The sequence below is a fragment of the Rouxiella badensis genome, from assembly GCF_002093665.1.
In the GTDB taxonomy this organism is placed as follows: Bacteria; Pseudomonadota; Gammaproteobacteria; order Enterobacterales; family Enterobacteriaceae; genus Rouxiella; species Rouxiella badensis.
Window position 1 is genome coordinate 162300 of sequence record NZ_MRWE01000001.1, and the last position, 20582, is coordinate 182881.

The 20582-nt window shown below is 51.4% G+C and carries 19 protein-coding genes, 3 tRNA genes and 4 other RNA genes; 4 read left to right on the forward strand and 22 right to left on the reverse strand.

Annotation, left to right across the window (positions count from 1 at the left end):
- Positions 1 to 297: 297 nt before the first annotated feature.
- Entirely contained in the window at positions 298 to 633 is a 336-nt protein-coding gene (locus BS640_RS00770) for a PsiF family protein (protein ID WP_017492995.1), read from the forward strand.
- 142 nt (positions 634 to 775) lie between these two features.
- A complete protein-coding gene (gene gpmA / locus BS640_RS00775) occupies positions 776 to 1528 on the forward strand; it encodes a 2,3-diphosphoglycerate-dependent phosphoglycerate mutase (protein WP_017492996.1) in 753 nt (250 codons plus the stop codon).
- Positions 1529 to 1655: 127 nt separating this feature from the next.
- Here gpmA and aroG read toward each other — a convergent pair whose 3' ends face one another.
- The gene (gene aroG, locus BS640_RS00780) at positions 1656 to 2708 is read right to left on the reverse strand and encodes a 3-deoxy-7-phosphoheptulonate synthase AroG (protein ID WP_017492997.1); all 1053 of its coding nucleotides are present in this window, start codon (positions 2706 to 2708) and stop codon (positions 1656 to 1658) included.
- A 212-nt stretch (positions 2709 to 2920) separates the two neighbouring features.
- On the opposite strand from aroG, the gene BS640_RS00785 reads away from it, so the two are divergent.
- On the forward strand, positions 2921 to 3268 hold the full coding sequence (locus BS640_RS00785; RefSeq protein WP_017492998.1) for a protein YbgS: 348 nt from the start codon (positions 2921 to 2923) through the stop codon (positions 3266 to 3268).
- Between the two features lie 156 nt (positions 3269 to 3424).
- A complete protein-coding gene (gene zitB / locus BS640_RS00790) occupies positions 3425 to 4393 on the forward strand; it encodes a CDF family zinc transporter ZitB (RefSeq protein WP_084911620.1) in 969 nt (322 codons plus the stop codon).
- 13 nt (positions 4394 to 4406) lie between these two features.
- On the opposite strand, the gene nadA is transcribed toward zitB, so the two are convergent.
- The 21 genes from nadA to odhB all read right to left on the reverse strand — a co-directional run bounded on the left by nadA (position 4407) and on the right by odhB (position 20506).
- Positions 4407 to 5468, reverse strand: a complete 1062-nt coding sequence (gene nadA, locus BS640_RS00795; RefSeq protein WP_017494472.1) for a quinolinate synthase NadA — start codon at positions 5466 to 5468, stop codon at positions 4407 to 4409.
- Positions 5469 to 6115: 647 nt separating this feature from the next.
- A non-coding RNA gene (locus BS640_RS00800) (RtT sRNA) lies at positions 6116 to 6241 on the reverse strand.
- Positions 6242 to 6318: 77 nt separating this feature from the next.
- A non-coding RNA gene (locus BS640_RS00805) (RtT sRNA) lies at positions 6319 to 6444 on the reverse strand.
- 77 nt (positions 6445 to 6521) lie between these two features.
- A tRNA-Lys gene (locus BS640_RS00810) sits at positions 6522 to 6597 on the reverse strand.
- A 39-nt stretch (positions 6598 to 6636) separates the two neighbouring features.
- A non-coding RNA gene (locus tag BS640_RS00815) (RtT sRNA) lies at positions 6637 to 6761 on the reverse strand.
- Between the two features lie 17 nt (positions 6762 to 6778).
- Positions 6779 to 6854 (reverse strand) — tRNA-Lys (locus BS640_RS00820).
- Between the two features lie 39 nt (positions 6855 to 6893).
- Positions 6894 to 7021, reverse strand: a non-coding RNA gene (locus tag BS640_RS00825) — RtT sRNA.
- A 14-nt stretch (positions 7022 to 7035) separates the two neighbouring features.
- Positions 7036 to 7111 (reverse strand) — tRNA-Lys (locus tag BS640_RS00830).
- A 186-nt stretch (positions 7112 to 7297) separates the two neighbouring features.
- The gene (gene cpoB, locus BS640_RS00835; protein WP_017494048.1) at positions 7298 to 8083 is read right to left on the reverse strand and encodes a cell division protein CpoB; all 786 of its coding nucleotides are present in this window, start codon (positions 8081 to 8083) and stop codon (positions 7298 to 7300) included.
- 9 nt (positions 8084 to 8092) lie between these two features.
- Positions 8093 to 8605 (reverse strand): peptidoglycan-associated lipoprotein Pal, encoded by a 513-nt coding sequence (gene pal, locus BS640_RS00840; RefSeq protein WP_017494049.1) that lies wholly within the window; start codon positions 8603 to 8605, stop codon positions 8093 to 8095.
- A gap of 46 nt (positions 8606 to 8651) precedes the next feature.
- Positions 8652 to 9944, reverse strand: coding sequence for a Tol-Pal system beta propeller repeat protein TolB (gene tolB / locus BS640_RS00845; protein ID WP_017494050.1), 1293 nt, complete (start codon positions 9942 to 9944; stop codon positions 8652 to 8654).
- A 314-nt stretch (positions 9945 to 10258) separates the two neighbouring features.
- Positions 10259 to 11617, reverse strand: coding sequence for a cell envelope integrity protein TolA (tolA, locus tag BS640_RS00850; protein ID WP_017494051.1), 1359 nt, complete (start codon positions 11615 to 11617; stop codon positions 10259 to 10261).
- Positions 11618 to 11718: 101 nt separating this feature from the next.
- Positions 11719 to 12147 (reverse strand): colicin uptake protein TolR, encoded by a 429-nt coding sequence (tolR, locus tag BS640_RS00855; RefSeq protein ID WP_017494052.1) that lies wholly within the window; start codon positions 12145 to 12147, stop codon positions 11719 to 11721.
- 11 nt (positions 12148 to 12158) lie between these two features.
- Positions 12159 to 12845 carry a Tol-Pal system protein TolQ gene (tolQ, locus tag BS640_RS00860; protein WP_017494053.1) on the reverse strand — a complete coding sequence of 229 codons (687 nt, stop codon included), beginning with the start codon at positions 12843 to 12845 and terminating at the stop codon, positions 12159 to 12161.
- Positions 12842 to 13246: a tol-pal system-associated acyl-CoA thioesterase gene (gene ybgC / locus BS640_RS00865; protein ID WP_017494054.1), complete on the reverse strand. Its 405-nt coding sequence runs from the start codon at positions 13244 to 13246 to the stop codon at positions 12842 to 12844. Before ybgC ends, tolQ begins: the two co-directional genes overlap by 4 nt.
- A 234-nt stretch (positions 13247 to 13480) precedes the next feature.
- The gene (gene cydX / locus BS640_RS00870; protein ID WP_017494055.1) at positions 13481 to 13594 is read right to left on the reverse strand and encodes a cytochrome bd-I oxidase subunit CydX; all 114 of its coding nucleotides are present in this window, start codon (positions 13592 to 13594) and stop codon (positions 13481 to 13483) included.
- Positions 13595 to 13620: 26 nt separating this feature from the next.
- Complete coding sequence (cydB, locus tag BS640_RS00875; protein ID WP_017494056.1) at positions 13621 to 14760, reverse strand: cytochrome d ubiquinol oxidase subunit II; 1140 nt, start codon at positions 14758 to 14760, stop codon at positions 13621 to 13623.
- A 14-nt stretch (positions 14761 to 14774) separates the two neighbouring features.
- Positions 14775 to 16343, reverse strand: coding sequence for a cytochrome ubiquinol oxidase subunit I (gene cydA, locus BS640_RS00880; RefSeq protein WP_017494057.1), 1569 nt, complete (start codon positions 16341 to 16343; stop codon positions 14775 to 14777).
- A gap of 810 nt (positions 16344 to 17153) precedes the next feature.
- Positions 17154 to 18029, reverse strand: a complete 876-nt coding sequence (gene sucD / locus BS640_RS00885) for a succinate--CoA ligase subunit alpha (RefSeq protein ID WP_017494262.1) — start codon at positions 18027 to 18029, stop codon at positions 17154 to 17156.
- A complete protein-coding gene (sucC, locus tag BS640_RS00890) occupies positions 18029 to 19195 on the reverse strand; it encodes an ADP-forming succinate--CoA ligase subunit beta (RefSeq protein WP_017494261.1) in 1167 nt (388 codons plus the stop codon). Before sucC ends, sucD begins: the two co-directional genes overlap by 1 nt.
- A gap of 81 nt (positions 19196 to 19276) precedes the next feature.
- On the reverse strand, positions 19277 to 20506 hold the full coding sequence (gene odhB / locus BS640_RS00895) for a 2-oxoglutarate dehydrogenase complex dihydrolipoyllysine-residue succinyltransferase (protein ID WP_017494260.1): 1230 nt from the start codon (positions 20504 to 20506) through the stop codon (positions 19277 to 19279).
- Between the last annotated feature and the right edge of the window lie 76 nt (positions 20507 to 20582).

Here is a 20582-nt window from a genome sequence, read left to right on the forward strand (position 1 = left end):
CCCTGTTATTAATCAGGATTTAAAATAGTCATAATTGATAATGGGAATGATAATAATTATCATATCTATTTATGTCAACATTCAACTTTCGGTAGGTTCCATGATTTAAGGTAATTTTTTCGTAAGTTTTCAGAAATTAGCGGGAATTGAGGTGTTACCGATCATGGCGGCTCGATCATTTAGCTAAAAATGTGATATCTATCCTCACGGGTTGGGGATTTATTCAGCCAAAAACACTTGTTACATCTACTCTTACAGAGTGTCCTGGTGAGCAGGACGTCTTAAAAGGAATGAGTTATGCGTTTACCAATTTTGTTGTCGCTGTTAGCAACGCTTTGTATTGGGGGTAATGCACTGGCCGCCGAGGCCATGAAGGCACCTTCTGCGGCACAGGCTGCACAACGTCAGAAAATGACCGACTGCAACCAGCAGGCAACCACGCAGAGTCTTAAGGGAGACGAGCGCAAGACTTTCATGAGCCACTGTCTGAAAGCAGAGGCTAAAACCAGTGATAAAGCGATGACTCCACAGCAAAACAAGATGAAGACTTGTAATGCAGATGCTGCGAAAAAAGAGCTCAAAGGTGATGCCCGTAAGACCTTTATGAGCACATGTTTGAAAAAAGCTGCGTAATCAGAAGTAAAGCAAACTCCCGTTAACGCACAGCCTCAAACTTGGGGCTGTGCGTTTCGTTTATTGATTGCCGACGCAGGGGGTCAGGCCATATAATGATCGCAGTTGTCATTGGAATTTCAGTAAATTGAGGAGTTTAGCTATGGCTGTAACCAAGCTGGTTCTTGTAAGACACGGCGAAAGTCAATGGAACCAAGAAAACCGTTTTACCGGTTGGCATGATGTTGATCTTTCGGATAAAGGTCGTACTGAAGCAAAACAGGCAGGACAACTGCTTAAAGATGAAGGCTTCCAGTTTGATTTCGCTTACACGTCTGTACTGAAACGTGCCATCCATACTCTGTGGAGCGTTTTGGATGAACTGGACCAGCCGTGGCTGCCGGTTGAAAAATCCTGGAAACTGAACGAACGTCACTACGGTGCGTTGCAGGGTCTCGACAAAGCAGAAACCGCGGCCAAATACGGCGATGAGCAGGTCAAACAATGGCGTCGCGGCTTCCGCGTAACTCCGCCAGAGCTGGACAAAAGCGACGAGCGTTTCCCAGGCCATGATCCGCGTTATGCAAAACTGCGTCCTGAAGAGCTGCCAACCACCGAGAGCCTGGCGCTGACCATTGAGCGCGTTATCCCTTACTGGACTGACGTTATCAAACCACGCCTCGAAAGCGGCGAGCGCGTTATTATTGCAGCGCACGGTAACTCACTGCGTGCTTTGGTGAAATACCTCGACGACCTCAGCGAAGAAGAAATTCTTGAGCTGAACATCCCTACCGGTGTGCCACTGGTGTATGAGTTTGACGAAAACTTCAAACCCATCAAACACTACTACCTGGGCAACGCTGAAGAAATCGCTGCAAAAGCTGCCGCGGTTGCTAATCAGGGTAAAGCCAAGTAATTCAGTCCGGTACTGAAACGAAAAAAGAACGCCTCGGCGTTCTTTTTTTATGGGTGGCATTTTTTATTGTTGGAAAAATCCCCACGCCACGCTGAATTTGCCGACTCCAAAGGTCGGCGAAATCAACTTAACCGCGACGCTTTTGCACCGCGCCAGCCAGGCTGCGCAGCAGGGTCTCGGTGTCTTCCCAACCGATACAGGCGTCGGTCACGCTCTGGCCATAAACCAGTGGCTCCCCGGTGTCGAGACTCTGGCTCCCTTCGACAAGGTGACTTTCCACCATGACGCCCATGATAGCGTGTTCGCCGCTGGCAATCTGACCACAGACGTCTTCGCAGACTTCCATCTGCTTCTTGAACTGTTTGCTGCTGTTGGCGTGGCTGAAGTCAATCATGATCTGAGCAGGCAAACCGCCCTTCTTCAGGCCGTCTTTGACTTCTTTCACGTCAGCGGCGCTGTAGTTAGGCTTTTTGCCCCCGCGCAGAATGATGTGGCAGTCGCTGTTACCTGCGGTGTTCACGATAGCGGAGTGGCCGTATTTAGTTACGGACAGGAAGCAGTGTGGCGCGCCAGCGGCGTTGATGGCGTCGATAGCCACTTTAATGGTGCCGTCGGTACCGTTTTTAAAGCCGACCGGGCAAGACAGGCCAGAGGCCAGCTCGCGGTGAACCTGAGACTCGGTAGTGCGAGCACCGATAGCGCCCCAGCTCATTAAGTCAGCCAGGTACTGTGGCGTGATCATGTCCAGAAACTCGCCTGCCGCAGGTAAACCGGTGTCATTAATATCCAGCAACAATTTACGTGCGATGCGGAGACCGTCGTTAATCTGGAAACTGTTGTTCATTTGCGGATCGTTAATCAGGCCTTTCCAGCCTACGGTGGTGCGCGGTTTTTCGAAGTAAACACGCATCACGATTTCGAGGGAGTCGCGCAGCTCTTCACGCAGCGTAAGAAGACGTGCTGCATACTCTTTTGCCGCTTTGGGGTCATGAATGGAACAGGGACCAATTACCACCAACAGACGATCGTCATTACCCTTCAATATCTTATGGATAGCATTGCGCGCCTGGGAAACCGTTTTAGCGGCTTTATCAGTGGCGGGAAATTTTTCCAACAATGCCACCGGCGGTAAAAGTTCCTTAATTTCTTTAATGCGTAAATCGTCGTTTTGATAATTCATAACTGTTCCATTGGGTATTTCATAAAAGGTCGAAACTAATTTCCAAACGCGACCAATCTAGCGGCATTGCGCAGCGCTGTAAATCGACTTTCGGCCATTAATGGGCATTTATCTCATTGCTATGACCTGAACCTCAACTAAGCTTTTATATTGATAACCATTTGCAAAATTTAGATGATTTCTCAATACAAACCTGAAATGGAGGCTAGGACATGAAAAAGCTCGCGATAATTCTTCTTACAGCAGGTCTGGCTCTGGGCAGCGGTGCGACATTTGCAGCGGACGGGTCTAATGCTGGTGCTGGATCCAATAATGGTAACGCTAATCAGACAGGCGGACCGGGATCGATGCAAAAACTTGCGCCAAACGGCGTTGATAACAGCAAGATCAATACTTCTGATACCAATACTGCACAAAAACCAATGACGCATCACAAGAAAACGACCAAGATGCATAAAAAAACCAGCAAAAACAAAGACCATAAAATTACCATGTGTAAAGACGGTCGTTGTCCCGACCAAACGCCGGGGACAAAACAGTCCGCCGACACGGGTAAATAGTTTTGCCGGTTTGATTCGGACGGAGGGCTTAGGCTCTCCGTTTTTATTTGTGGTAAAAGATGACTTAAAATAGGAAGTTATTCAGACTAGTTTCAGTAAATAAAGCGCTGAACCACATTCGTGGTATATCAATATTAAAAACAGATAGGGAAAATTATGTCAGTACGGTCTCTTTTACCCGAGGACAGAAACAGCCGTCGTTTGCTGTTGGCATTTTTAGTTACCGTGGTCTTTATGGTGGCCGAAGTTATTGGCGGTATGATTTCCGGCTCGCTTGCTCTGCTGGCCGATGCCGGCCACATGCTGACCGACGCAGCCGCCCTGCTCATGGCGCTAACGGCGGTTCGCTTTGCCCGCCGCAAAGCCAATGCTCGTCACACCTTCGGTTATCTTCGCTTGACCACTATGGCAGCGTTCGTTAACGCCTCTGCGTTGCTGCTTATTGTCGTGCTCATCCTCTGGGAGGCCATCCGTCGTTTTATGACGCCGGAGCCGGTACTGGGCGGAACCATGCTGGCAATCGCCATTGCCGGGCTGTTTGCTAACCTGCTGGCCTTCTGGCTGCTGCATCAGGGTGAGGAAAAGGGGAATATCAACGTGCGTGCCGCGGCACTTCACGTAATGGGGGACTTGCTGGGATCTGTCGGTGCGGTAGGGGCAGCCCTGATTATCATGTACACCGGCTGGACGCCTATCGACCCAATCCTGTCGGTACTGGTGTCCTGTCTGGTGCTGCGCAATGCCTGGGGGCTGCTGCGTGAGAGCTTTCACGAGCTGCTGGAAGGCACGCCGCAGGAGATTGATATCGATAAACTGCGTAAGGACCTTTCGCTAACTATTCCCGAGGTGCGCAACGTTCATCACGTCCACGTATGGCAGATTGGCGAACAGCGTCTGATGACTCTGCATACGCAGGTGATTCCACCGCATGACCACGATGCGCTGCTGGGCAGGATCCAGCACTACCTGTCAGAGAAATACAAAATTGGTCATGCGACGATTCAGATAGAGTATGGCGTCTGCGAAATGTATGACTGCACCTTAAACGATGCAGCGGCGATTTCAGCCGCGTCAGGACAGGGTCATCACCATCATCACGGTCATGACCACGGGCATCATCACTAAAGGGTTAGCGCGTTCAGGCGTTGCCCTGAACGCGCAGCTTGAGCTGGGCCGCAAAGTCCAGCATGCGGTTTAGCGGAATTAACGATTTAACTCGCAGCGCTTCCTCAACCTGTATCTCGTGCTGACTTCCCCCCTGCTCCAACCCTTCTGCAATCGCCTTCAGGCCGTTCATCGCCATCCACGGACAATGTGCACAGGTACGACAGCTTGCCCCTTCACCGGCAGTCGGTGCGGCAAACAGCTCTTTGTCTGGACACGCCTGCTGCATCTTGTAGAAGATACCGCGATCGGTGGCGACGATAAGCTTACTGTTAGGCAGCGATTTGGCCGCCTGAATCAGCTGGCTGGTTGATCCGACGGCATCGGCCATGTCTACGATCGCCTGAGGGGACTCTGGATGCACCAGCACGGCCGCTTCAGGGTATAAAGCTTTCATACGGGTCAGGGCTTGGGTTTTAAACTCGTCATGGACGATACAGGCCCCTTGCCAGCACAGGATATCTGCCCCGGTCTGTTTGCGAACGTAATTTCCGAGATGACGATCGGGAGCCCAGATGATTTTTTCGCCAAGACTATCAAGGTGTTCAATAAGTTCGACGGCAATACTGGAGGTGACCACCCAGTCGGCGCGTGCTTTCACTGCGGCAGAGGTGTTGGCATAAACGACGACCGTTCTGTCGGGATGGTTGTCGCAAAAGTCGGAGAACTCTTTTTCGGGGCAGCCGAGATCCAGTGAGCATTCGGCATGCAGTGTCGGCATCAGCACGGTTTTCTCGGGACTGAGGATTTTTGCCGTTTCGCCCATGAAACGCACGCCAGCGACCAGCAGCGTTGAGGCACTGTGTTGACTGCCGAAACGCGCCATCTCGAGCGAGTCGGCCACGCAGCCACCGGTCTCTTCTGCCAGCGCCTGAATCTCGGGGTCAGTATAGTAATGAGCGACCATCACCGCATCACGCTGTTTAAGGAGCCTTTTAATCTTTTCTTTATAAAAGGTTTTCTCGTCGTCGCTCAAAGAGGCGGGTTTAGGAGGGAAAGGATAAACCGCCGCGTTCAGGTCCAGTGTCTCACTCATTACTCATCATCTCAGTCAGCCGTCAATATGCCGGCAAATCATCGGATCGAGCCTTCAAGAAGCCCGTTTGTTTTATATGCTAAACAAAATACTCCGATGACAGATAAATGTCGCTGTAATTTTATGCTAATTCGTGATTTTGTTTAAGCGGCTTAAAATTTAACAAATGAAGTGACGATTTATTATCGTGATTCGCATATTCGGGTTGTGAAGTTTGAAGGATCGTGGACTTGAGCTCAAGGTTGCCGCTTTTGGTTTGATACTCATATTGACGGTATCAGGGCGGCGCAGAACGAAGTGATGAGGAACGATGTTATTCCGAATCCGCAGTGAAGGGACAGCGAAGCGGCGCGACCTGCGCCAGGCGAAGTCGTAACTGAAACGTACTCATCCTTCTGCCTCGGTCATCTCAAGATAACAAGGAGGAGGATTCACAAAGGGAATGGTCTTGAATTCCTCTTGTGTCGGTCTGGGCCAATGCCCAGTAGGCGCAACGCGTTCGCGTTGTCGTCTCGCTTCGCTCGGCTCGAACCAGAACGCAGCTTCTCATCCACACGACGCGAGGGATCTGCTGCTTTAGAGCTAGGGAATAATTTCGCAGACCCTGAAACGCAAAAAACGCCCGTTAGGCGCTTTTTTCTTAGAAGTGGTGGGTCGTGCGGGATTGATTCGGCCTTTGGCCTCACCCTGCGGGCAACGCGTTCGCGTTGTCGTCTCGCTTCGCTCGGCTCGAACCTGAACGCAGCTTCTCATCCACACGACGCGAGGGATCTGCTGCTTTAGAGCTATGGAACAATTTCGCAGACCCTGAAACGCAAAAAACGCCCGTTAGGCGCTTTTTTCTTAGAAGTGGTGGGTCGTGCGGGATTGATTCGGCCTTTGGCCTCACCCTGCGGGCAACGCGTTCGCGTTGTCGTCTCGCTTCGCTCGGCTCGAACCTGAACGCAACTTCTCACCCACACGACGCGCGGGATCTGCTGCTTTAGAGCTATGGAACAATTTCGCAGACCCTGAAACGCAAAAAACGCCCGTTAGGCGCTTTTTTCTTAGAAGTGGTGGGTCGTGCGGGATTCGAACCTGCGACCAATTGATTAAAAGTCAACTGCTCTACCAACTGAGCTAACGACCCTCTTCTAACTGACTGACTTCTTACTACAACATTAAACAGTGGTGGGTCGTACGGGATTGATTCGGCCTCTGGCCTCACCCTTCGGGCAACGCGTTCGCGTTGTCGTCTCGCTCCGCTCGGCTCAAACCTGCTACAGGTTCTCTTACCTACGACTTAACACATTTACTACAACATTAAACAGTGGTGGGTCGTGCGGGATTCGAACCTGCGACCAATTGATTAAAAGTCAACTGCTCTACCAACTGAGCTAACGACCCTCTTCTAACTGACTGACTTCTTACTACAACATTAAACAGTGGTGGGTCGTGCGGGATTGATTCGGCCTCTGGCCTCACCCTTCGGGCAACGCGTTCGCGTTGTCGTCTCGCTCCGCTCGGCTCAAACCTGCTACAGGTTCTCTTACCTACGACTTAACACATTTACTACAGCATTAAACAGTGGTGGGTCGTGCGGGATTCGAACCTGCGACCAATTGATTAAAAGTCAACTGCTCTACCAACTGAGCTAACGACCCACTAATCTGCTTAATTTGCTTGCCTGATTAACTTGTTTCAGTTTGTCTGGGCAACGGCGGCATATATTACTGATTTATCTCGGCAGCGCAACCCTAATTTCGAGATAACTTACTGACTGCTTGTTCTTCATACATTCGAGCCCGAAAAATAGTCTAAATGGTTATTTTTCGGGCCTGAATGGCTAACTATTTTGAAGACAAACGTTTTTGAGCCGCTCGCGCAGATTCGGTGTTCGGGTATTGTTTAACCACTTGCTGGAACACGGCTTTCGCTTTTTCGCTCTGGCCTTTCTCCTGCATGATGATCCCTACCTTGTACATCGCGTCTGGGCTTTTCGGCGACTTCGGATAGTTTTTGACCACTACCGCAAAATAGTACGCTGCGTCATCTTTCTTACCCTTGTTGTAATACAACTGGCCGAGCCAATAATTGGCATTAGGCTGGTAAGTCGAATCCGGGTATTGCTTGATAAAAGCCTGGAAGGCAGTAATTGCCTGATCGGGCTGTTTCTTTTCCAACGCTAATGATACAGCGTTGTTGTAGTCAGTGTCCGGATTCCCCGAGCTTGCAGGCGCGCTGCTAGCAGAAGCAGAGTCAGAACCGCTGTCAGCCGTTGCTGCACCTGCTGAAGCACCTGCAGCGGCCGCAGGGGCACTACCTGAGCTTTGCATCGAAGCTATCTGCTGGAGAATCTGGTTTTGACGATCGGTAATCTGCTTCAGCTGATATTGGCTGTCCTGGATTTGCCCACGGAGCGTCGCAATATCATTCTGGTTATCGGAGACTTGTTGCTGGAGTTGAGTTAATAGCTGGCCTTGACCGTTAGAGATACGCTCAAGGGTGGTGACTCGATCTTCTATCGAGCCGGAGCCGACATTACTGATTGGTGCCGAGGCAGTAGCGGCCCAAGGGGCCGCTACGCCAATCAGTAACGACAGACTCAACAGGTGATGTCTGAAGTTACTGCTCATGCGATTCTCTTAGTAAACCAGTACGGCACGACGGTTTTTAGCGTAAGCCGCTTCGTCATGACCCAGTACAGCTGGTTTTTCTTTACCGTAAGAAACGATAGAGATCTGGTCAGCAGAAACGCCTTTACCCTGCAGGTACATTTTAACTGCAGAAGCACGACGCTCGCCCAGTGCGATGTTGTATTCAGGTGTGCCACGTTCGTCGGCGTTACCTTCAACAGTCACTTTGTAAGACGGGTTGCTACGCAGGAATGCAGCGTGTGCATCCAGCATCTGAGCGTAGTCAGAAGAAACATCATACTTGTCCAGACCGAAGTAAACGATGTTGTTCTTCTGCAGCTCTTGCATTTGCTGGCGAGCTTGTTCTTCTGAAGACATATTGCCGTTTTCAGTGCCAGTACCAGCACCGTTAGCGCCGTATCCAGCTTGGCCATTGTCTGCGGTTTTGTGTGAACTACAAGCAGCGATTGCCATTACAGGTACTGCCAACAGCAGGCCTTTCAGCACTTTATTAAGTTGCATCTCGTTGATCCTTTTTTATAATTTGCCATACATATCTTAACATGCATCACAGGTACGGCGACCAGGCAGGAGAAGATACCTGTCCTTCGGTAGCCGGAAGACGCGCTTTGAAACGCCCATCAGTCGAGACCAAATTCAACACCTGCCCGAGTCCTTGAGAAGAACTGTAGATAACCATGGTGCCGTTCGGCGCGATACTAGGCGTTTCATCCAGGTACGTGTCCGTTAATACTTGAACGGCTCCCGTGTCCAGATCTTGTTTGGCGATGTGTTGGCTACCGTTTGCGGAACTAACCATTACAAGGAATTTTCCATCGGGGCTAACATCTGAGTTCTGGTTCTGAGAACCTTCCCACGTCAGACGCTGAGGCGCACCGCCATTAATATTTACTTTATACAACTGAGGACGACCACCCTGATCCGAGGTAAACGCCAGATTTTGACTATCTGGGAACCAGGTTGGCTCAGTGCTGTTGCTGCGTCCGTCAGTGACCTGGCTGATTTGGCCAGAAGCTAAATTCATTACATACAGGTTCAGGCTGCCTGATTTAGACAAGGCCATCGCCAGTTTGGTACCGTCTGGAGAAAACGCGGGTGCACCGTTATGACGCGGGAAGTCAGCGACTTGACGGATTGCGCCGTTAGCCAGGGTCTGAATCACCAGAGCAGACTGACCGCTTTCAAAAGTTACGTAAGCCAGTTTGCTACCGTCTGGAGACCAGGCCGGTGACATCAAAGGCTCGGTCGAACGGTGCACGACAAACTGATTGTAGCCGTCATAGTCAGAGACTTGCAGTTCAAACGGGAATTTCCCGCCGTTGGTCTGCACGACATACGCGATACGGGTGCGGAATGCGCCTTTAATTCCGGTCAGCTTCTGGAATACTTCATCACTCGCGGTATGTGCTGCATAACGCAGCCACTCTTTGGTGATTTTGTATTGGTTCTGTGCCAGAACGGTTCCGCTTGCACCCGAGGTGTCAACCAGCTGATAAGACACCAGATAGCTGCCGTCACCGCCAGGCTGAATTTGACCAACAACCACGTCATTGATGCCCAACGCGCTCCAGGCAGCAGGCGTAACTTCAGCCGCTGTGCTCGGTTGCTGTGGCATACGTGCGTTGTCGATAGGATTAAATTTGCCGCTGTTGCGCAGGTCAGCCGCAACGATGCCGCCGATATCCTGTGGAGGAGTCCCCGGACCAGCCCATTTAAAAGGTACTACTGCAATTGGGCGGGCAGAGTCTACCCCTTGGGTTATCTCGATGCGCACTTCCGCATGAGACACCGTCGCCCACATCATCAATAGGCCGAACGCTACTCGAATTGCCTGTTTCATTGTATCTCCCTTATCTGGACTCAGAGCCCGAAAGAAATCTTACGCCTCGTCAGGTGGCGTCACAAACGGCAGAAGACCGCGCATCGATTTCCCAATTTTCCATGTTGGGAATGCACGGTTTCCTGCTGCTTTACACTGCCCGACACCTGCGAGCCACGACGTCTGACCGGCTTATTCTTTCCGCGATAAACTAGCAGAATTTTAACAAACCAATGCACACAAAACTACATAAACACCAGATAAGCCATCGCAAATATCTTAAACAAGAATATTTTCAACTGCGACTTCAATAACTTTGGCCATTTTAGGCCCCATTACTGAGGCTTAAAGTCTACCGGTGCATTTTTAAACACTTCATAAACATCCTGAGACGGTGGTTTTGGGATCCTTGCCTGTCGAGCCGCTGCAATCGCTGCCTGACACAGAGCCGGATCGCCGCCCTCAGACTGAATATCTAGCAACGTACCATTCGGTGCGAGCTTGATGCGTAACGAACAGGTTTTGCCGATGTATGACTGGTAGTCATAGAAACGGCTCTTGATTGCGGCTTCAACCTGACCAGCATAGTTGGAAATGTCCGCGCCCGATGCCCCGCTCTTCTTATTTTTACCTACACCAGCGGCTCCACCGCCACCCTTAGGTGCGTTTTTGGAGGAGGCAAGGCCACCAAACAGGTCGTCGACGTCTGCAGACTGCTTCGCCGCAGCGGCAGCGGCTTTCTTCTTGGCATCTGCTGCGGCCTTGGCAGCTGCGGCCTTCTCGGCGGCGGCTTCCTTGGCTGCGGCGGCTTTAGCTTCTTTTGCGGCAGCAGCTTTCGCTTCGGCAGCCTCTTTCGCTTCAGCCGCTTTGGCCTCTGCGGCCTGTTTAGCTTCTGCGGCTTTCGCCTCGGCGGCGGCCTGCTTCGCTTCTTCAGCTGCGGCCTTCTTCTCGGCGTCAGCAGCCGCTTTCTTGGCTTCTGCCTGTGCCTGCTTCTTGGCTACGGCCGCAGCAGCGGCATCGGCCTCTGCCTGTTTCTTGGCTTCAGCTTCAGCTTTCTTCTGCGCATCAGCCTGAGCTTTTGCCACTTTGTCGGCTTCGGCCTTAGCCTTCGCAGCAGCATCTGCTGCCTGCTTCTGTTGTTCTTTCACTGCGGCGGCTTTGGCATCAGCGGCAGCCTGTTTTGCATCTTCTGCGGCCTGTTTGGCCTCTTCAGCTGCGGCTTTCTTCTGTTGCTCGGCGGCTTGTTTAGCCTGCTCAGCAGCAGCCTGTTTCTGTTCTTGCGCCGCTTGCTTGGCAGCTTCGGCAGCCTCTTTGGCTTGCTCAGCCTTCTGCTGCTGTGCAGCCTGTTTGGCTGACTCAGCGGCTTCTTTGGCCTCTTCAGCCTTTTGCTGCTTAGCCTCTTCGGCCGCTTCTTTGGCTTCTTCAGCCTGCTGTTCAGACTTTTTCTGATGCGATTGCTGGGCGCGGTTCGCGTCAGCCTGCTGCTGTTGCTCGCGATTGTATTGCTCGACCACTGCGCCAGAATCGACCATCACGGCCGAAATATCAGTACCGCCGCCGCCGCCGCTCATACTGGTGTCCTCGTGAAGAGAACTCCAGACCAACAGGGCTATCAATATGATATGCAGAACGACCGAAACAATAACGGCGCGTTTGAGCTTATCGTTTTGTTCAGTTGCAGTTGCCTTTACCAAAATAGATTTCCCAACACAGGATTGCTAAAGCCCGGTGGCACACGCTTTTTATTAACGTACATCCACCAGGTTTAAAATAAATGTCACCCATTAGCCATGGATCAGATTGGCTGTGTCATCAAACCTACAGATTTCACACCAGCCTGATGCAGCAAATTCAGCGCCTTGATTATCTCATCATAAGGCACCTGTTTTGCTCCACCGATCAGGAAAACGGTTTTCGGATTAGCCTGGATGCGTTGCGACGCCTCCGCGATAACCTGCTGCTCCGGCAGCTGTTCCATTCTTTGATGGTCTATAACAATGGTGTATTGGCCAACGCCAGAAACCTCGACGATAACCGGCGGGTTATCATCGGTAGAAACTGTTTTGGAGTCGGTCGCATCAGGCAAGTCCACCTCAACGCTCTGCGTGATGATAGGCGCCGTTGCCATGAAAACGAGCAACAGCACCAGCAACACGTCGAGCAGTGGAACGATGTTGATTTCCGACTTCAGTTCGCGACGTTTACGACCTCGTACTCGAGCCATACTCCCCTCCCTTAATTACTGCTCTCGCGAGAGAAAGCCTGGCGGTGCAGGATAGCCGTGAACTCTTCGATGAAGTTATCGTAATTTTGCTCGAGTTTGTTAACGCGTTGGCTAAGGCGGTTGTAGGCCATAACAGCAGGAATAGCGGCAAACAAACCGAGTGCGGTGGCGATCAGCGCTTCAGAGATACCAGGCGCAACCATCTGCAGCGTAGCCTGTTTGACCGCGCCCAAGCCGATGAAGGCGTTCATGATCCCCCACACCGTACCAAACAGGCCGATATATGGGCTGATAGAACCGACTGAGCCAAGGAATGGAATATGGTTTTCCAACGCTTCAAGCTCGCGGTTAAAGGAGATACGCATGGCGCGTGAAGAACCTTCGATAACCGATTCTGGCGCGTGACTGTTTGCGCGATGCAAACGAGCAAACTCTTTGAAACCGGAATGAAAGATCTGCTCAGCACCGCTCAGCGTGTCGCGACGGCCCTGGCTTTCCTGATAAAGACGAGAAAGCTCAATGCCAGACCAGAATTTATCTTCAAATGCTTCCGCTTCACGGGTTGCCGCATTCAGCACCTTGGTGCGCTGAATGATGATGGCCCATGAGGCAACAGAAAAACAGATCAGGATAAGCATGATCAGCTTAACCAGGATGCTGGCCTTTAAAAATAAATCAATAATGTTCATGTCAGTCACTGCTTAAACTCCGCGACAATAGACTTAGGAAGCGCTCTTGGCTTCATTTGATGTGGATCGATGCATGCAATAAGAACTTCTGCACTACTCAGAAGATTTCCATGCGAATCAAGAATTCGTTGTGCAAAGGTAAGTGAAGCTCCCCGGATTTCGGTGATTTCGCTCTGGACTTCCAGCAGGTCGTCAAGACGTGCAGGCGCCAGATATTCAACCGTCATACGGCGAACAGCAAAAGCGACATGTTCTTCCAGCAATTTATGCTGGTGAAAGTTGCGATCACGCAACATTTCTGTGCGAGCCCTTTCAAAAAAGGCGACGTAACGGGCGTGATAAACCACGCCGCCTGCATCGGTGTCTTCGTAATAAACACGGACAGGCCATCGGAACAACGAATTACTCACTCTACATCCCGTATTGCAATTTGACGGCCCTACTATACGCAACTGATTTCAGGTTTGGAATGGGTTGCAACTCTGGAATGAAAATAATTATGAGCCGTGATGGTGCATTGAAATAACTGTGTCAGCGCTTTGTAAATCATGTAAAAAAAAGCGAGTTTCAACGGTGTATAAACAAAAGGGCCCACTCGGGGCCCTTACTGTTCAAAACACTTAAATTAGACAATGCGTAACGCGTTATTCTGCGTCTTTAGCCGCTTTGCTTTCTTCACTTTGTTCGAACGCTAACGCGGTGATGATCCCCGCTGAGCAGGCCAGCAGCGTTCCGAGTATCCAGGCAAAATACCACATGGTGTTAAACTCCCCTTTGGTTGCGATTAGTACAGCGAATGCTTGTTGTTTTCGATAAAGTTTTTATCGAGGCGACCAAACATTTTGTAGTAAGCCCAACTGGTGTAGATAAGGACGATCGGCACGAAAATGCAGGCGACCACGGTCATGACTTTCAGCGTCAGCAGGCTGGAAGTGGCATCCCACATCGTGAGGCTGGCGCTCGGTTCAATGCTCGAAGGCATCACGAATGGGAACATTGTGATGCCCGTCGTCAGGATCACACAGGCGATGGTGAGCGACGATGTCAGGAACGCCCATGCCCCCTTATTCAACCTCGACAGTAGAAGGGTTAATAAAGGTAAAATGACGCCCAGTGCCGGAATGGCCCATAGTGCAGGCATGCGGTTGAAGTTAAGCAACCATGCACCGGCCTGATGCGCGACCGTTTTACGCAATGGGTTAGACTCGGCAGCGGTGTTAATTGCCGAGGTCACCACATAACCGTCAATGCCTTTCACCAACCAGACGCCGGCTATCAGGAAAGCAATCATCATCACCAGCGCCGAAATCTGCGCGGCTGTTCGGGTACGCAGATGCAGTTCACCCACGGTTCGCATCTGCAGGTAGGTTGCCCCCTGCGTCACCAGCATGGTCAGGCTGACAATACCCGCCAGCAGGCCAAACGGATTGAGCAGCTGAAGCAGGTTACCGGTGTAGAACAGACGCAGATATTCATCAATGTGGAAAGGTACGCCCTGAAGCAGGTTGCCGAAGGCTACCCCAAAGACTACGGCCGGCACGAAGCTGCCGATGAAAATGCCCCAGTCCCACAGATTGCGCCAGCGACGATCGTCAACCTTGCTACGATAGTCAAAGCCCAGCGGGCGGAAGAACAAGGCACAAAGTACCAAGATCATCGCGGCATAAAAGCCCGAGAATGCTGCGGCGTAGACCATCGGCCAAGCGGCGAACAGTGCTCCCCCGGCAGTTATCAGCCACACCTGATTGCCGTCCCAGTGGGGAGCAATCGCGTTAATCATCACGCGGCGATCGGTGTCGGTTTTGCCGATAATGCGCACCAGAATGCCTACGCCCATATCAAAGCCATCGGTGACGGCGAAGCCAATAAACAGCACGCCTATCAGCACCCACCAGATGAACCTTAAAACTTCATAGTCGAACATACGTGGTCTCCCTCTTACTGTGCACGCTGAACGGCGGCGGCAGGCTGTTCAAAATGATAACGACCGGTCTTAAGACTGCTTGGCCCCAGACGCGCAAACTTGAACATCAGGTACATCTCGGCAATCAGGAACAGCGTGTACAGACCACAGATGAGGATCATCGAGGTGAGTACGTCAGCGGCAGTTAATGAAGAGTTGGCAACCGCAGTCGGCAGAATCTCACCGATAGCCCACGGCTGGCGGCCATACTCAGCAACAAACCACCCCGCCTCGACGGCAATCCACGGCAGCGGCAGCGCATAAAGTGCCGCGCGATGCAGCCAGCGCTTCTGCCCTATCTTGCCGCGTAGCACGGTCAGGAACGACAGACCGACCACCAGCAAAATTAGGAAGCCTGCGGCCACCATAATGCGGAAGGCAAAATACAGCGGCAGCACGCGCGGAATTGAATCTTTGGTGGCCTGCTGGATCTGCGCTTCGGTCGCGTCCGTTACCTTCGGCGTGTAGCGTTTCAACAGCATGCCGTAGCCGAGGTCAACCTTGGCTTTTTCGAAGTCGCTGCGTACCTGAGGACTGTCATTGCCCGAGCGCAACTCTTCGAGCAGCGTGTAGGCCTTGATACCGTTTCTAATACGCACTTGATGCTGTGCCATTAGCTCTTTCAGGCCGGTGACCGGCGTATCGGTTGAACGCGTAGCAATCAGACCGAGCAGATAAGGAATCTGAATGGAGTATTGGTTCTCCATTTTGTCCTGGTTAGGTAATCCGATCAGCGTAAAGTTAGCCGGTGCGGGCTGTGTCTCCCACTCGGCTTCGATGGCGGCCAGCTTGGTTTTCTGCACGTCGCCCATTTCGTAGCCTGACTCGTCACCCAGCACGATGACCGAAAGCGTAGCCGCCAGACCAAAACTCGCCGCGATGGCGAACGAGCGTTTGGCAAACGCCGTATCACGGCCTTTAAGCAGGTAGTAGGAGCTAATCGCCAGAATGAATATCGCGCCGGTCACGTAGCCCGCGGCCACGGTATGCACGAATTTAACCTGCGCAACCGGGTTGAGCACCAGTTGGGAAAAACTGACCATCTCCATACGCATGGTTTCGTAGTTGAATTCGGAGGCTACCGGGTTTTGCATCCAGCCGTTGGCAACGAGGATCCACAGCGCCGAGAGGTTTGAGCCAAGAGCCACAAACCAGGTCACCGTCATATGCTGCACTTTGGAGAGGCGGTCCCACCCGAAGAAGAAGAGCCCGACCAGCGTTGACTCAAGGAAGAATGCCATCAGCCCTTCGATGGCCAGCGGAGCACCAAAGATGTCACCGACATAGTGTGAGAAATAAGACCAGTTGGTTCCGAACTGGAACTCCATGGTCAACCCCGTGGCCACACCCAGCGCAAAGTTAATCGCAAATAACTTGCCCCAGAACTTGGTCATATCCTTATAGATTTGTTTGCCGGAAAGCACATAGACCGTTTCCATTATTGCCAGCAGAAACGCCATACCCAGCGTTAATGGAACAAAAATAAAATGGTACATGGCCGTTAAAGCAAACTGCAAACGCGACAGCTCAACGATATCAAACATTCTAACCCCTAGCTCCTCGGAGGAAGACTCCAAATAGCAACTCTCTGACGTATAAAACTGGAATACGCCTCACAACTACCAGTATTTAACTTTCCGTTATCAAAATGACTTTAATTATTTAATTAGCAGATTAATTATTTTAAAAATTAACGGATCCTTAATATGATGAATCTTTAATGTGATAGAGATTTATTAACTTTCCCTATCGGATAAAATTCATTTCATTTAACGATGCCCAGACCTACGCCCGCTGCGTGCGCAGCTGGGGCGGGACTCTAAGGAAGAGAAGTGACGGGGTCAGGGCCCCCAGCCGGTTTATTAAACCTGAGCTTTGATTGTGACAATGTTACGCCACTATTCCCACACAATAAACAGGTGTTTTGTGCGCCAGCGCCAATTTTTAGAATGTAGATCAATTACTATCATTTTTTCAAACTCAGGCCAAGATTGATCCAGAGCAATTTAATCCTTTTGAGTCGCTATTTCCAGCGTAATCAGAAAATATTTAATCTTAATTCATTCCTGTGTTAACAAGGTGATAATTTGTTTTTATTTCAAATACCGCCTGTTAAATAGATGTAATTCGGTATTTTAAAAATTAACAATAATAAATTCGGATGTTTTATCTATTTTTAAATCAAATAAAAACTTTGATCCAGATCAAGAAAGGGATTAATTATTTGTAAATATAAGATAAAAATAACAACAGGAATAAGACAGCAATAATGAATAATAAGGCAGGATATTATTCATTATCATTGGCAAAAAAAATGCCGCCCCAAGGCGGCATTGATGCTCAAAGGGATAAAATTACTGCGGAGGCAATACTGACTTCACGGCGTTGCCGATGTCTGCCAGGCTGCGAACAGTTTTAACACCGGCCGCTTCCAGCGCTGCAAATTTGTCATCCGCAGTGCCTTTACCACCGGCAATGATGGCACCCGCATGGCCCATACGCTTGCCTTTAGGCGCAGTGACGCCCGCAATGTAGCCCACAACCGGCTTGGTTACGTGCTCTTTGATGTAGGCAGCCGCTTCTTCTTCTGCGTTACCGCCTATCTCGCCGATCATAACGATCACTTCAGTCTGCTTGTCTTCCTGGAACAGTTTCAGGATATCGATGAAGCTTGAACCCGGGATCGGGTCACCGCCGATACCGACGCAGGTAGACTGACCAAAGCCATAGTCGGTAGTCTGCTTAACCGCTTCATAAGTCAGCGTACCAGAACGGGAAACGATCCCCACTTTGCCCGGCTTGTGAATGTGGCCAGGCTGGATGCCGATTTTGCACTCACCCGGGGTGATAACGCCTGGGCAGTTAGGACCTATCATGCGCACGCCGGTCTGCTCAAGCTTCACTTTCACCACCAGCATATCCAGCGTTGGGATGCCTTCAGTGATACAGATAATAAGCTGGATGCCTGCGTCGATAGCTTCTAGGATCGAGTCTTTACAGAATGGCGCTGGAACATAGATAACAGAGGCTGTTGCGCCTGTTGTTTCTACGGCTTCACGCACGGTGTTGAACACTGGCAGACCCAGATGCTCGGTGCCGCCTTTGCCTGGCGTTACGCCGCCAACCATCTGTGTTCCGTAGGCAATCGCCTGCTCGGAGTGGAAAGTACCCTGGCTACCGGTGAAACCCTGGCAGATAACTTTGGTATTCTTATTGATTAAAATCGACATTATTTACCCTCCACTGCAGCAACAACTTGCTCTGCGCCGTCAGTCAGGCTGGTCGCTGCAATGATGTTCAAACCGCTGTCTGCCAGTTTTTTGGCACCCAGTTCAGCATTGTTCCCTTCAAGACGTACCACAACCGGTACGCTGACGCCCACTTCAGCCACTGCGCCAATGATGCCGTCGGCAATCAGGTCGCAGCGTACGATACCGCCGAAGATGTTAACGAATACCGCTTTCACTTTGTCATCAGACAGAATGATTTTAAACGCTTCGGTTACACGCTCTTTGGTTGCGCCACCGCCTACGTCGAGGAAGTTGGCCGGTTCGCCGCCGTGCAGTTTAACGATATCCATGGTACCCATTGCCAGGCCCGCACCGTTAACCATGCAACCGATGTTGCCATCAAGCGCCACGTAGTTCAGTTCCCACTGAGCAGCCTGAGACTCACGAGCGTCTTCCTGGCTGTGGTCACGCATTTCGCGCAGTTCTGGTTGACGGAACAGGGCATTGCTGTCAGCGCCCAGCTTGCCGTCGAGGCAGATAAGGTCACCCTCTTTGGTCACAACCAGTGGGTTAATCTCGATCAGCGCCAGGTCGCGCTCCAGGAAGATGTTCGCCAGACCCATGAAGATCTTGGTAAATTGTGCAACCTGCTTGCCGCTCAGACCCAGTTTAAATGCCAGTTCACGGCCCTGGTAAGGCTGTGGACCTGCCAACGGGTCGAGTGCAACTTTGTGGATCAGGTGTGGGGTTTCTTCAGCAACCTTCTCGATTTCCACGCCGCCTTCGGTAGACGCCATGAACACCACGCGACGTGAGCTACGGTCAACGACGGCACCGAGATACAGTTCTTTATCAATGTCGGTCGCGGCTTCAACCAGAATCTGGTTTACCGGCTGGCCCTGCGCATCAGTCTGATAGGTCACCAGACGTTTACCCAGCCAGTGCTCGGCAAAGGCACGGATCTCTTCTTTGCTCTTCACGACTTTAACGCCGCCTGCTTTACCACGGCCGCCAGCGTGAACCTGACATTTTACTACCCACGGACCCGCACCGATTTTCGATGCAGCCTCTTCCGCTTCACGCGGGGTGGAACAAGCAAAACCTGTAGGGGCAGGAAGGCCATAGCGCAGAAACAGCTGTTTCGCTTGGTACTCGTGTAGATTCATGATGTTCTATCCATTGATTTCAGAAGATTGCAGAGCAGATACTCCTGCCCTGCACTTGTTTTCACGCGATAAAGAGAACGACTACACGTCTAACAGCAGACGTGAAGGATCTTCCAGCATTTCTTTGATGGTGACCAGGAAGCCCACTGACTCACGGCCGTCAACCAGACGGTGGTCATAGGACAGCGCCAGGTACATCATTGGCTGGATAACGACCTGACCGTTGACGGCCATTGGACGGTCTTTAATCGCGTGCATACCCAAAATCGCACTCTGCGGTGGATTGATGATAGGCGTTGACATCAGGGAGCCGAACACGCCGCCGTTGGTTACGGTGAAGTTACCGCCGGTCAGCTCTTCAACTTTAAGTTTGCCATCACGGCCCTTCACGGCCAGCTCTTTGATTTGCTTCTCAATGTCTGCCATGCCCAGAGTATCAACGTCGCGCAGAACGGGGGTCACCAGGCCACGAGGGGTTGATACAGCAATGCTGACGTCGAAGTAGTTGTGGTAAACCACATCATCGCCATCGATAGAGGCATTCACTTCAGGGAAACGCTTGAGCGCTTCAACGACGGCTTTCAGATAGAAAGACATAAAGCCCAGACGCACACCGTGGCGTTTCTCGAAGGCTTCGCCGTACTGCTTGCGCAGATCCATGATTGGCTTCATGTTGATTTCGTTAAACGTGGTCAACATGGCGGTGCTGTTTTTCGCTTCCAGCAGACGCTCGGCAACGCGTTTACGCAGACGGGTCATAGGCACGCGTTTTTCGCTGCGTGCGCCCAGAGCTGGCGCTGCTGCTGCGGGCTGTGCTGCTGCAGGCGCTGCCGCAGGTTTGTCAGCCTTGCCAGACTTGGCAATGTGCTGCTCGATATCTTCACGCGTCAGACGACCACCCACACCGCTGCCTTTAATGGCGCTGGCATCCAGTGAGTGCTCGGCTATCAGGCGGCGAATAGCCGGGCTCAGCGCGTCGCTGCTCTCGTCATCCAGTGCGGCAGTGTGACGGTCCGCAGGCGTAGATTCTTTAGCGGTGCTTTTTTCCTGGCTTGGCTTACCAGAGCTGTTACCCGGACGCAGACGAGCAAGGATCTGTTTAGAAAGCACGGTGGCGCCTTCGTCTTCCAGAATGGAGTCCAGAATACCGGCTTCGCTTGCAGGCACTTCCAGCACCACTTTGTCGGTTTCGATTTCAACCAGGACTTCATCACGCTCAACGCTGTCGCCAGGCTTTTTGTGCCAGGTGGCAACCGTCGCATCTGCAACGGATTCAGGTAGGTCAGGGACCAGAATATCTACGCTACTCATTATCAATCCTTATTTTTCCCTTTACCTGGCGCTGCATAGGCTTGGCGCCAGGTACTGTGGGTAAATTATTACAAAA